The organism is Enterococcus sp. C76 (genome assembly GCF_040886985.1).
Classification (GTDB): domain Bacteria; phylum Bacillota; class Bacilli; order Lactobacillales; family Enterococcaceae; genus Enterococcus_B; species Enterococcus_B lactis.
Genome location: NZ_JBFOEY010000001.1, coordinates 68,210 through 80,527, shown reverse-complemented (window position 1 = coordinate 80,527; position 12,318 = coordinate 68,210). Strand labels below are relative to the sequence as shown.

Sequence of the window (12,318 nt, the reverse complement as noted above, 5' to 3'; positions counted from 1 at the left end):
TCTTTTTTGCTGAATAGTCTGAATAGTCTAACAAATTACGAAATAAAAAACGGACTGAAAAAATCAGCCCGCAAAAAGTCTTTGGGTCAGAACCTATTTTTTCCCTTGGTTCTTCATTTGCTGCATCATCTGGCGAATTTTCTTCTCAGATGGTTTTTGCCCCATTGACATCATCATTGATCGCAACATGTCCTCATTAACGGGAGGATTTTTTTCTAAATAGTCTTTCATATATTTACGCGCTAGGAAAAAGCCACCTACTGCGCCGATTAGCAAAGCAATAATAGCAATAAGTACGACAATACCTGTTGATACCATATAAATCTCTCCTTTCTATTTCCGAATTGCTCTCAATGATTTATTTTACTAAAGTTTATTGAAAAAAGAAAGGCGTATTCTTTAGTTTCATGCAAAAAATAGTGGTTTTTTTAGAGAAGAACAAAATTTCTTTCATTAACCAGCAAGACACGCCACGAAAAAAAATTAGGCATACCGAATCTTTTTCTTTAATTTTTTCTTTCTGAGGTGTAGAATGTAATCGTAGATAAATAGGAAAGGTGGTTTTTTCTTGAATAATCAATCCAACAAACAATTTCATAAGCATCGACTTATTGAACATACAAATGGTTTATCTTTAGCTGAAGTAAATGGAACAGTGGATGTACCCAAGGGAAAAAGTTTTTTTAAAACACTTCTTGCTTACTCTGGACCAGGTGCATTAGTAGCAGTTGGTTATATGGATCCAGGTAACTGGTCCACTTCGATCACTGGTGGACAAAATTTCCAATATTTATTGATGTCAGTTATTTTGATGTCTAGTCTGATTGCTATGCTTTTACAATATATGGCAGCAAAATTAGGAATCGTGACCCAAATGGATTTGGCCCAAGCAATCCGAGCACGGACAAGTAAGACATTGGGTGTCATTTTATGGATCTTGACTGAATTAGCCATTATGGCAACAGACATCGCAGAAGTCATTGGTGCAGCAATCGCCCTCTACCTGCTTTTTGATATTCCATTGGTAATTGCCGTATTTATCACTGTGTTAGATGTTTTCGTCCTTTTATTGCTGACAAAAGTCGGGTTTCGTAAAATCGAAGCTTTGGTTGTCTGCTTGATTTTCGTCATTTTATTCGTTTTCGTCTATCAAGTTGGCTTGTCTAACCCTGATTGGCACAGTTTGTTTGCCGGCTTTATCCCTAACAGTCATACATTCTCAGACTCACCTGTCATCGGTGGTGAAACTCCGCTGACTGGAGCTTTAGGGATTATTGGTGCAACAGTCATGCCGCATAACTTATATCTTCATTCAGCAGTTTCTCAAACTCGGAAGATCGATCACCAAGACGAAGAAGATGTAGCACAAGCGGTACGCTTTTCTACTTGGGATTCTAATATCCAGTTGTCAATGGCTTTTCTAGTCAATGCACTGCTATTGATCATGGGTGTCGCTGTATTCAAAACCGGTTCTGTCCAAGATCCTTCCTTTTTTGGTCTGTATGAAGCTTTATCTGATCCATCAGCTATGAGCAATGGTATCTTGATTGCTGTGGCAAAATCTGGTATCTTGTCCACTTTATTTGCTGTAGCACTTCTTGCTTCTGGCCAGAACTCTACTATTACTGGTACGTTGACCGGTCAAGTCATCATGGAAGGCTTCATCCATATGCGTATCCCAATTTGGCTAAGAAGACTAGTCACACGATTGCTTTCTGTGATTCCTGTATTGATTTGTGTTTTGTTTACAAGTACAAAAGGAACGATCGAAGAACATACCGCTTTGAATAACTTGATGAATGAATCCCAAGTTTTTCTGGCTTTTGCATTGCCATTCTCGATGATTCCTTTACTGATGATGACCAATAGCCAAGCGGAGATGGGGAGCCGATTCAAAAATTCATTTGTTGTAAAACTACTTGGCTGGTTCTCTGTGATTAGTCTGACTTACTTGAACTTACGAGGATTACCAGGTCAAATCGAAAGTTTCTTCGGCGAGCAAGCCACCTCAGCTCAACTAGCATTGGCTGATCAAATCGCTTATGTAATCATTGTTCTTGTCCTTCTCCTGTTGGCATGGACGATTGGTGATTTATATAAAGGAAACAAAAAATATGAACAGCGTTTGCAAGAAACGATAGAAGAAATCGAATAGAAACTGATTCTTTTACACACATACTAAGAGTAGAGGGGAACATCATTGACGAATGATGTTCCCCTCTACTCTTAGTATGTTTTTATTTAGAAGATAAAGCTTTTTTCAGATTCAATTTACTGAAAACTAGCATGCTTGTTACTACGATGAATTGTGTTAATGGCACGCCTGCGCCAGTGTAGACACTTAAAAAATAATCCTTTTTTTCTGGCGCATAAGAACAAAACCACGAGACGCCGAAAAGAAAAACCAATTGTGTCAGTATTAATCCGATGACTACAATCAAAGAGGAACTATAATAGGCACGATCAGCTTTTGCAAATACGGTTCCTAGTATCATAAGTAATATCCCTACTATTGAAGCAATCAGCACGGGAATGGTCAGAACTTGATAAATTTTTATCATGACATTCGCGACTTTTGCTGCTTTTGTCAACTGGAAATCAGGCGTTCTCGGATCACTGCTATCGATCCAATTATCCATTAGTGGAAGATTCAATAATTCTTGGGCCTGTTCGACTTGTTCTTGTGTCCCGAAACTATAATTTCCGCCTTGATGGAAATCTTTGTATCGCCATGCATAGGCATATCCCGATTTCAGAAAATCAAATACGATTGGCAGATCATTCATCGTCTTTCCATCCCCTGATCCCATCAGATAGAATTCTTGTTTCTTTTTGATAGTTCCCTTTTGATAGGCTTCTTCTAATTCTTGATTGACTTTTTTCCAAAAATCATTGGTTTCTTTTGCATTGTTTTGGTAATAACCAGATTCGCTTACCACATCTCGCAATGCCCAAAAAATGATATCTCCTGGTAATTCTTTTACTTTTCCACCTTGGGTCCACGCATGAGTCGTATACAATTCGTCAATACGAGTAGAAACAGTATGAAATGTAGGAGATGCGTCTAATGCTTTATTTAATGCAGCATGCGAGACCCATATCTCACTGTTTTCTTTATTTAAGTTCGTTTCGTCATCTATTCGGATCAGCTGTTTCATCAAACGTCCAAATTCGCCACTCGAACGGTCATTGATGGTGGCAATACCATATGTTGTCTCGTTTTTATATTCGATCCACTGATAGACGATGGAGAAACCGACTAGAGGGAGTAAAAACAATGAAAGTTTCAGCCATTCTTGTTTCGAAAGGAGAAATGGTCGTTCTTTTAACTTCTTTGCTTCTTTGAAAGAAAAGTCTTGTCCTAGCAAGATCTGAACGAAACTGATGCCTAACGCGACTACAGTAAAAGGAAGAAGCCAGATGGAATCTTCGCGAATGAACCAAAAGAAAGGAAAAGAAACAGCCAGCCCTAAAAACCACGGCAGCAATTTTCTGCGGGAACTATATTTACGGTAATAAATAGCTAGTAAACAAGCGATAATGATCTCAACAGCCGGGATCACGAGAGCATTACGATACGTTCGAGTGGAATACTCATGTGTAAAACTAATCGGAGAAAACAAAAAATAAAAATAGATACTTAAAAGAAGATACTTGTTCTTCACGATCGGTTTAAACGCTAGTGCAACCAATATGCTGGCAAGAATACTGAACATGCCGAACAAAACTGCATAAGAAAGATGCAGTTTATGTGCAAGTACTAAAAACAAGCTGTAGGAGATCCCTTTTGAAAGTGTCGTAGTCGTGTACTCCCCTAGCCATTTACCATCCAAAATATTTTGAGCATAGTGAATCAGCAGCTGATCATCATAGGTTGCCGACATATCTGTTCCATAGATTGCTTTACTATATAAATACAACCGAATAATTGTAAATAATACGGCTATGCCAAGAATAAAGTATGTATGTTTCTTTTTTAGTTGGTTGATCAAGGGGTTTAAAGTGTTCAGCATCTTTTCGTCCTTTCAATCACGTTTTGCTACTTGCTTGTGAATCTTTTCGTTTTTTGCTTTTCTATCAGTATACCCTGTTTGTCTGAATTTAAAAAGAGGGGGTAGAAGAAGCGTGATGAAAACGACTGCAAAAAGCACTTCTTTGTTTCTTAAACAAAAAAGGACAAGGCAAACTGCCCAATCCTTTTTTGTTGCTGTCAGATAGAAAACTTAAAGTGTGACTTCTTCTGCTAATAACTCAGGGAACACTTCGGGATCGAATGCTTGCGCTTTGAACATGGCAATTTCTTTTCCATATGGTGCGTAAGCTTTCTTTTTATCTTTGCCGACATATGGAGTTTCTAAGATTTTCGAAATGTTGTCAAACATTGGATCATGGACGATCTTGTTCAATGTGTCAAATCCAATTGTTCCAAAACCGATATTGGCATGCCGATCTTTATGAGAACCTTGTGGATTTTTAGAATCATTGATATGGAGTACTTTGAGTCGATCTAATCCGATGACCTTATCAAACTCTTCCATTACACCTGAAAAATCTTCTTTTATATTATATCCGGCATCATTCGTATGACATGTATCAAAAGTAACGGATAATTTTTCATTCAATTTTACTCCATCGATGATTTGCGCTAATTCCTCAAATGTTCGACCGATTTCCGTACCTTTCCCTGCCATCGTCTCCAAAGCGATCTGTGCCGTCTGTTCTTTTGTCAAAACTTCATTCAAACCCTCAATAATTCTAGCAATCCCAGCTTCTGCCCCTGCTCCTACATGAGCGCCTGGGTGAAGGGTAATTTGAGTAGCACCTAAAGCTTCCGCACGAACAATCTCTTCTCTCAGAAATTGTACAGCAAATGGAAACATTTCTGGTTTGATCGTATTTCCCAAATTAATGATATAGGGCGCATGAACGACGATATTGGTTAGTCCGTTTTCTGCCATAAATGCTTTTCCGGCATCAATATTCATCTCTTCGATAGCTTTTCTTCTAGTATTTTGAGGAGCGCCTGTATAGATCATAAAGGTCGAAGATCCGTAACTGGCTGCTTCTTCTGCCGCGCCTAACAGCATTTTCTTTCCGCTCATGCTGACGTGTGAGCCTAATAACATGGATGGATTCCTCCTTGAAAGGCAATTGTTTCGAACAATTCCTATATATTGGTAAGATGATGTACAAAGAAAATGGTTTGTTTTTCTTTGCCCTGTTCTCCATAGTAACTGAAACTTTCTCTAAAGAAAAGCTTAAGAACTCTTTCATAAAAAAGATCATTTCCTCACGTTTTATCTCATTCGAAAAAGAAATTCCTGTCAAAAACAGCCTTGTCTGTTTTTTTGTCCTATTATTTGCTATAATTAGCGAAATAAAACCATTAGTTGAGGTGACCCTTTTGCCACGCAAAAATACTCGAAAAAAACAGAATAGAAGAAAAAAAGAAAAATGGTTTGTTCCTAAGATTATTTTTAGAGTGTTTCAATCATTGACTGTTTTTATTACTGTTCTTCTTTTGTTGTTCGCAGCTCTAGGTATCGGAATAGGTGCTGGCTACTTTGCCTATCTTGTCGAAGACACACAATTGCCGACTAAAAAAGAACTGCAGACAGAACTAGGAAACATTACGGAAACGTCAAAGATTGTTTATGCAGATAATACAGAGATATCAAAAATCCAGACAGATCTGATGCGGACGACTATTTCATCTGATAAGATTTCGCCTTTATTGAAAACCGCGATTATCAGTACAGAAGATGAATACTTCGATAAACACCAAGGTTATGTCCCTAAAGCTGTTTTACGAGCATTAGTTTCAGAAGCTACTGGCATCGGCTCGTCTGGAGGATCCACTTTGACACAGCAATTAGTCAAACAGCAGATCCTAACCGATGAAACAACATTCAAACGTAAAGCAAACGAGATCGTTCTTTCTGCACAAGTAGAAAAACACTTTTCAAAAGATGAGATCATTGCTACGTATTTGAATGTCTCGCCATTTGGTCGGAATAATAAGGGGCAAAATATTGCTGGAGTCCAGGAAGCTGCTAGAGGAATCTTTGGTGTAGATGCAAAAGATGTGACTTTGCCACAAGCTGCTTATATCGCTGGTTTGCCTCAAAGCCCTATCACGTATAGTCCCTACACGAATACAGGCGCGCTAAAAGAAGATCTTTCTGCCGGTCTTGCCAGAAAAGATTTTGTTTTATTCAGTATGTACCGTGAAGGACAAATTACGAAAGAACAATACGAAGAAGCGAAAGCCTATGATCTTACAAAAGACTTTCTCCCACAACAAATCGCGGAACAGACTGACAGAGAATTCTTGTATTATACCGTGATGAACGAAGCAACAAGGATTATTGCACAACAATTGGCAGAAAAAGATAATGCTGATATGTCAGATTCATCGGTCAGTGAAGCTTATTATCAAAAAGCACAGCAAACGATCCAAAACAAAGGATATACGATCCATTCGACGATCGATAAAGATATCTATGCTGCATTGCAAACCGGCGTAGAAAATTACGGCTATATGTTAGATGATGGTGCTGGTAGCCAAGTGGAGACTGGAAATGTATTGATGGATAACAGAACCGGACGTATCTATGGCTTCGTGGGTGGCCGGAATTACAGCCAGAATCAAAATAACCACGCCTTTGATACAGAACGTCAAGCTGGTTCATCCATCAAACCGGTTCTTGTTTACGGTCCTGCAATCGATATGGGACTTGTCGGATCAGAATCCCGTGTATCAGATTATGCAACGACTTGGCAAGAAGGAGAAAATGCTGGCGAGAAAATCGTCAATGCGACCAATGAAGGGTCGAACACCTTCCAAACCGTCCGTGAGTCACTGGAATGGTCCAACAATATCCCAGCTTATCACTTATACCAAGACGTATTGAATTCCGGTGGATCGAAACAATATGCTTACGAGCACTACTTGGCGAAGATGAACTACCCAGCAAATGATAATTGGGGCGTTGAATCGGCTCCTTTAGGGACAGTAGATGTAACGACGCTTCAACAGACAAATGGATTCCAGGCCTTAGCAAATGGTGGCGTCTACGAAGAAGGCTATATCATTGATTCCATTACAGATAATGCAGGTAATGTGATTTATAAACATGAAAGTAATTCTGTCCGTATTTATTCCGAAGCAACGGCATCGATCATGAATGATATGATGCGCAGTGTGATCAATGAAAAAATCACTACACCATTCAAAGATGTCATCTCAAGCTTAAACGGAAATCTAGGAAAAGCAGATTGGGTTGGAAAAACTGGTTCTACCAATGAATACCGAGATTCATGGCTGATCGTCTCTACTCCGTCTATCACTATCAGTAGCTGGGCAGGACACGATGACAATACTGGAATGGACAGCCAAGCAAGGATACGTTCGGCTAATTATCTTGCCAATCTAATCAATCAAGCTTACCAAGCAAACCCTGAGATTTTCGGCACTGATGAGAAATTTGACTTATCATCTGATGTGATGAAGAAAAAAGTATCTGGGTTCACAGGACAAACAGCTGGAAAAGTTACTGTCAATAAAAAATCCATCCAAACGCCAGGAAAAACAGTGGAATCACTTTGGGCAAAAAATGGTCCGAAGAAAAGCGCCTTTAAATTCGGCGTTGGCGGTACTGATGAAAACTATACAGATTACTGGAACACCGCTTCAGCTTATGCTAGAGCGAATCCAGAGACCAAAGAATCAGACGATAAAGATGATTGATCTAATAGATTAATCAGAATTAAAGGGAGCTGCGACAAAAATCTTGTCACAGCTCCCTTTTTCCGAATAAATGGTGTTCAAAAGCTTGCATCTACGATATTAAGACAAATTTATGTAAAAATGTGAAAAGCCATTTTCACAAAATTTTTCTATATAACTTTACTAACGAAACTGTTTTAATTTCTTTTCTTGTCTTTGGAATAATTCGGTTAGTTTTTCTGCAAATTGCCCTTTTACTGATTCTTTCAAGTGTACATGTCGGTTAGAAAATTCTTGAGCAGCTTCTTCTGCAGTCATTTGGTGGTTTTGATCTGTCAATCGTTTTTCTGCCCAAATTTGCTGAGATATCCCCATACCAACTGAACGTACATTTGATCGATGTAGATTTTTCTCTAATTCTTTTAGTAATTGCATTAAAAATTCATTCATAAGATGATTTCTCCATAGTTATTTGTCTGATTTTTTGACGATAGGAACGTTCTAGTTCGTCTTGCTGCTGATAGAGTTTTCGTCGTTCTACTTGTAGGGCTTGTTGATAATGCTCCTGATAATTCGAATAACTTCGTCTTGCTTGAAACAGAGGCTCATTATCTAAAGCTAAGTTCTTTAATACATGATGCAGTCGCTGCTCCTCTTGCTCCATCAATCGTAATCCTTGATTCTTAAAGTGGATCAATTCATCTTCTTGAGCTTCTAATTGTCTTCGTTCACTTCGATAATCTCTTTCCAATTCTTCTAGTTTCATCTACTTCTCCTTTAATTGAATTGCTGTGCTAATTCTCGATCTCGTGCCACGATTTCATTGATTTTGTCTTGGATCTCCTTCGCCAATGTATCAAACGCCTCCCCCATACGTCTTGCCTTATTGATTCGTAGCAGATAGACTTCTTTCGCAGAATCGACTAAGTTCTCTTTTGTGGCGCCCACACTAGCTAATGCTTCTATGATTTCCTGTTCAGTCAACGAAGGGGCGACAACACGTGCTTGCCGCAAGCCTTCTTGCCATTTTTTCTCTAGCTCAAAAATTCCTCTTTGATTGATGCGGATAACTTCTTCCATAGCGCTTTTCATTTTTGCCGATAACTTTTCCACTACTAACCTAGCTTGTGTGTCATCTAAGTAAATTTGTTCATTAACTGTCAGCCGGCCGCCACTTAATCGTAGTTTTTTACGTATGTTGTTCAGTTCTTGCAACTGATAGGAAAACAACTGGGTCGCTTGGTTTTCTTTCTGTTGTTTTCGAGCTTTAACATTGTTTTCATTTTCAGGAATAATCAGCTTTCCATTTTCATCAAACTTCCAAGAGGTTAAACTGTGGGAAGCAAGCAGATTCAAGAATGCTGTTTCCATACTGATCCGAACTTCAGCACCTGTGCCATTACCACCAAAATTACCGATAAAATCGGCGTGATTTCGGTAATTGGTGAGCATACCGGGATTTTCTTCCACCCATTTTTTTGCTTCTGGCGATAAGAGATCATACGGGTCCGGCCCGTTGAAGCCGACATTTTTCCATTGTTTCTCTGCTGCTACATATAATGCTAAGAATCCACCTAATGAATGGCCGGTAGTAGAAATAGCAGCTTCTCCATATTCCTTTTTTACTTCATTAGCAAATGCAATCGCTGAATTGATTTGCCCCGCTGTTTTCAAACCACTAACGGATAAAATCTTGTTTGTTGTTGCTTTTTCAGAAAAACTTGCTCCTGGTCTATTCCCATAGAGATTCATAATACTTCTTGCATCCGTTTCCAAATCTTTCCAATCGCTTAAGTTCGTTCCTGCAAAAGCAATCACTACTTGAGAAATATCCACTTTACCGTTCTTGATTGGCGCTACAGCCATCGCCTGCATGCCATCCAATGAGTCTTTGATTTGTAGGATTTGAAATTCCATACCAGCAAATTCTTTAACAGAGTTCTTTTTGTATCCCTCATTGTAGCGGGGATATTTGGGATCTAGCCAATAAACCTTCTCACTAATATCATTGTAATGCTTATCGTTTATTGTCATACTAACTCCTCCTGTCCGTTAGAAAAAATTACTTTTACTCTTTTTATAGTGACTCCTGTCTTTTGTACCGCTCTGTTCTCAATGCCAAAACCACCAAGTTCATTTCTCTCCTTCCAAAAACTATAATCAAAATAAACAGATTTCCCTTCATTATTTGTCATTGTCACAAGTGCCCCATAACTTCCGGTAACAGGGTTTTTTTTAAATTCTTCTACCTTCACTTCCTTGATATCCGCAAAAGTATTTTTCAAAACTTTGACTGACTGTTTTTCTACTGCGAGTAAATCTTGCTGTCTTTGCGCTTCTCTTTTGTCCATATAGACTTTCCCTCCGATTCCTAATATGATGATGAATAAAATGGCTAAGCTGAGTTTTCTTATTTTCCGGGGCAAGAACGTGCCTCCTTTCTTTCTATGTAAGTATTGACACCTTCATTATTTAAGTACGCGAAAGTTTGCAGGAATTTTTTTATTTTTGAAATTTTTCTCCAATTTGCTATGGACGATTGGCGCTACAGCCATCGCCTGCATGCCGTCCAATGAGTCTTTGATTTTTAGGATTTGGAACTTTGTATTGCCGAAATTATAAATTCCAGCTTCTTTTAAATAAGATGCATAATTTTTATGCTTCGGGTCTAATAAATAAACTATATTACTAAGCTTATTGTAATTTTTTTCTGTTATAGTCAAATTATTTCCTCCTCCTCATTCGAATATATCACTTTAATTTTATTTTTAGTTTTTCCTTCTTTTTGTATTTTTTCATTTACAACTGCAAAACCACTTAATTCGGTATCATTTTTGATGAAACCATAATCAAAAGTTACAGATTTACCTTCAATATTAGTTAATATCACAGTGATGTGATAAAAACCGGTTATATTATTGTATCCAGTACGTTCAATCTTCACTTCCTTGATATCCGCAAAAGTATTTTTCAAAACTTTAATTGACTGCTTCTCTACTGCGAGTAAATCTTGCTGTCTTTGCGCTTCTCTTTTGTCCATGTAAAATTTTCCTCCGATTCCTAATATGACGCTTAACAAAATGGCAAAGCTGAGTTTTCTTATTTTCCGAGACAAGAACGTGCCTCCTTTCTTTTTATGTAAGTATTGATACCTTTATTATTTAAGTACGCGAAAGTTTGCAGGAATTTTTTTATTTTTGAAATTTTTCTCCAATTTGCTATGGACGATTGGCGCTACAGCCATCGCCTGCATGCCGTCCAATGAGTCTTTGATTTTTAGGATTTGGAATTTTGTTTCTCCAAAGTTTTTAATGGCGCCTTCTTTGTAACTTTTACTATATTGAGGATGTTTTGGATCTAGCCAATATACTTTATTACTTATTCCTTTATACTGCTTATCAGTAATTGTCATACTTTTTCCTCACTCCCATCTGTATAGATAACTATAATCTCATCAACCGTAATCCCTTCTTTTTGTACTTCTTCATTTTCAACACCATAGCCATCTATCTCATTGCTTTCTTTTGTAAAGCTATAATCAAAATAAACGGTTTTTCCTTCTGTATTGGTCATCGTTATCAATGCTTCATAGATTCCTGTCATGTCGTTTTTCTCAAATTGTTCGATTTTCACTTCTTTGATATCCGCAAAGGTATTTTTCAGAACTTTGACGGATTGTTTTTCTACTGCGAGTAAATCTTGCTGTTTTTGCACTTCTCTTTTGTCCATATAGACTTTCCCTCCGATTCCTAATATGACGCTTAACAAAACGGCAAAGCTGAGTTTTCTTATTTTCCGAGACAAGAACGTGCCTCCTTTCTTTTTATGTAAGTATTGACACCTTCATTATTTAAGTACGCGAAAGTTTGCAGGAATTTTTTTATTTTTGAAATTTTTCTCCAATTTGCTATGGACGATTGGCGCTACAGCCATCGCCTGCATGCCGTCGAAGGAGTTTTTGATTTTTAGGATTTTATACATAGTGCCGTTAATTTTAAAACTTAAATTTTCTTGCATTTCAGGTACATAGTCTCTATGTTTAGGATCTAGCCAGTAAACAGCATCACTTAATTCACTATATTGTTTGTCAGTAATCATTAAATACTTTCCTCATTTCCATTAGAGTAAGTTACTTTAACTTTATTGAGCGTATTTCCTTCTTTTTGCTTTTTTTCATCAACTATTCCGTAACTTCCTATCTCATTTCTTTCTTTCCAAAAACTATAAGAAAAATAAATCGATTGATCTTGTTTATTAGTCATTAGAATAACTATCCGGTATGAACCCGTCATTTCATTTCGAGCAGATTTTTCAATCTTCACTTCCTTGATATCCGCAAAAGTATTTTTCAAAACTTTGACTGACTGTTTTTCTACTGCGAGTAAATCTTTCTGTCTTTGTGCTTCTCTTTTGTCCATGTAAAATTTTCCTCCGATTCCTATAGCAAGAATGGTCAAAATGATGACTATGGTCTTTCGTCTTTTCTTAGGCAAATAGAAGTCTCCTTTCGGGTTATGTATGATGGATTGTTTCTCCTTTAAGATAAGTACGCAATCGAGCCTGGATTTTTTTGGATTTTTTAGAGTTAC

15 protein-coding genes are annotated in these 12,318 nt (G+C 37.7%); 2 read left to right on the top strand and 13 right to left on the bottom strand.

All coding sequences use genetic code 11. The features are described from left to right. Nucleotides 1-93: 93 nt before the first annotated feature. Complete coding sequence (locus tag AB3I00_RS00460) at nucleotides 94-318, bottom strand: YneF family protein (RefSeq protein WP_002291670.1); 225 nt, start codon at nucleotides 316-318, stop codon at nucleotides 94-96. A gap of 250 nt (nucleotides 319-568) precedes the next feature. Here AB3I00_RS00460 and AB3I00_RS00455 point away from each other — a divergent pair, with 250 nt between their 5' ends. Next, nucleotides 569-2,155, top strand: coding sequence for an Nramp family divalent metal transporter (locus tag AB3I00_RS00455; protein WP_002320293.1), 1,587 nt, complete (start codon nucleotides 569-571; stop codon nucleotides 2,153-2,155). 82 nt (nucleotides 2,156-2,237) lie between these two features. Here AB3I00_RS00455 and AB3I00_RS00450 read toward each other — a convergent pair whose 3' ends face one another. Both AB3I00_RS00450 and AB3I00_RS00445 read right to left on the bottom strand, forming a co-directional pair. Further along, on the bottom strand, nucleotides 2,238-4,013 hold the full coding sequence (locus AB3I00_RS00450) for a glucosyltransferase (RefSeq protein WP_368024579.1): 1,776 nt from the start codon (nucleotides 4,011-4,013) through the stop codon (nucleotides 2,238-2,240). A gap of 210 nt (nucleotides 4,014-4,223) precedes the next feature. Next, on the bottom strand, nucleotides 4,224-5,126 hold the full coding sequence (locus AB3I00_RS00445; RefSeq protein WP_002335980.1) for a deoxyribonuclease IV: 903 nt from the start codon (nucleotides 5,124-5,126) through the stop codon (nucleotides 4,224-4,226). 278 nt (nucleotides 5,127-5,404) lie between these two features. Between AB3I00_RS00445 and AB3I00_RS00440 the strand changes: the two genes are divergently transcribed. Continuing rightward, nucleotides 5,405-7,750, top strand: a complete 2,346-nt coding sequence (locus AB3I00_RS00440) for a transglycosylase domain-containing protein (RefSeq protein ID WP_002336551.1) — start codon at nucleotides 5,405-5,407, stop codon at nucleotides 7,748-7,750. 162 nt (nucleotides 7,751-7,912) lie between these two features. Here AB3I00_RS00440 and AB3I00_RS00435 read toward each other — a convergent pair whose 3' ends face one another. From AB3I00_RS00435 to AB3I00_RS00390, 10 genes are read right to left on the bottom strand one after another with little or no spacing between them, the layout of a single operon-like run. Further along, nucleotides 7,913-8,179 carry a hypothetical protein gene (locus tag AB3I00_RS00435; protein ID WP_002305583.1) on the bottom strand — a complete coding sequence of 89 codons (267 nt, stop codon included), beginning with the start codon at nucleotides 8,177-8,179 and terminating at the stop codon, nucleotides 7,913-7,915. Further along, the gene (locus AB3I00_RS00430) at nucleotides 8,172-8,495 is read right to left on the bottom strand and encodes a hypothetical protein (protein WP_002305582.1); all 324 of its coding nucleotides are present in this window, start codon (nucleotides 8,493-8,495) and stop codon (nucleotides 8,172-8,174) included. The genes AB3I00_RS00435 and AB3I00_RS00430 overlap by 8 nt, the downstream gene beginning before the upstream one ends. 11 nt (nucleotides 8,496-8,506) lie before the next feature. Further along, nucleotides 8,507-9,763 (bottom strand): hypothetical protein, encoded by a 1,257-nt coding sequence (locus AB3I00_RS00425; protein ID WP_002342821.1) that lies wholly within the window; start codon nucleotides 9,761-9,763, stop codon nucleotides 8,507-8,509. Next, nucleotides 9,760-10,155: a hypothetical protein gene (locus tag AB3I00_RS00420; RefSeq protein ID WP_123837886.1), complete on the bottom strand. Its 396-nt coding sequence runs from the start codon at nucleotides 10,153-10,155 to the stop codon at nucleotides 9,760-9,762. Before AB3I00_RS00420 ends, AB3I00_RS00425 begins: the two co-directional genes overlap by 4 nt. A 42-nt stretch (nucleotides 10,156-10,197) precedes the next feature. After that, on the bottom strand, nucleotides 10,198-10,452 hold the full coding sequence (locus AB3I00_RS00415) for a hypothetical protein (protein WP_368024578.1): 255 nt from the start codon (nucleotides 10,450-10,452) through the stop codon (nucleotides 10,198-10,200). After that, nucleotides 10,449-10,844 carry a hypothetical protein gene (locus AB3I00_RS00410; RefSeq protein WP_368024577.1) on the bottom strand — a complete coding sequence of 132 codons (396 nt, stop codon included), beginning with the start codon at nucleotides 10,842-10,844 and terminating at the stop codon, nucleotides 10,449-10,451. The genes AB3I00_RS00415 and AB3I00_RS00410 overlap by 4 nt, the downstream gene beginning before the upstream one ends. A gap of 42 nt (nucleotides 10,845-10,886) precedes the next feature. Further along, a complete protein-coding gene (locus AB3I00_RS00405; protein WP_368024576.1) occupies nucleotides 10,887-11,141 on the bottom strand; it encodes a hypothetical protein in 255 nt (84 codons plus the stop codon). Beyond that, entirely contained in the window at nucleotides 11,138-11,533 is a 396-nt protein-coding gene (locus AB3I00_RS00400) for a hypothetical protein (protein ID WP_368024575.1), read from the bottom strand. Before AB3I00_RS00400 ends, AB3I00_RS00405 begins: the two co-directional genes overlap by 4 nt. A 42-nt stretch (nucleotides 11,534-11,575) precedes the next feature. Then, nucleotides 11,576-11,827, bottom strand: a complete 252-nt coding sequence (locus AB3I00_RS00395; protein WP_002348958.1) for a hypothetical protein — start codon at nucleotides 11,825-11,827, stop codon at nucleotides 11,576-11,578. Beyond that, nucleotides 11,827-12,222: a hypothetical protein gene (locus AB3I00_RS00390; RefSeq protein WP_368024574.1), complete on the bottom strand. Its 396-nt coding sequence runs from the start codon at nucleotides 12,220-12,222 to the stop codon at nucleotides 11,827-11,829. The genes AB3I00_RS00395 and AB3I00_RS00390 overlap by 1 nt, the downstream gene beginning before the upstream one ends. Nucleotides 12,223-12,318: the final 96 nt, after the last annotated feature.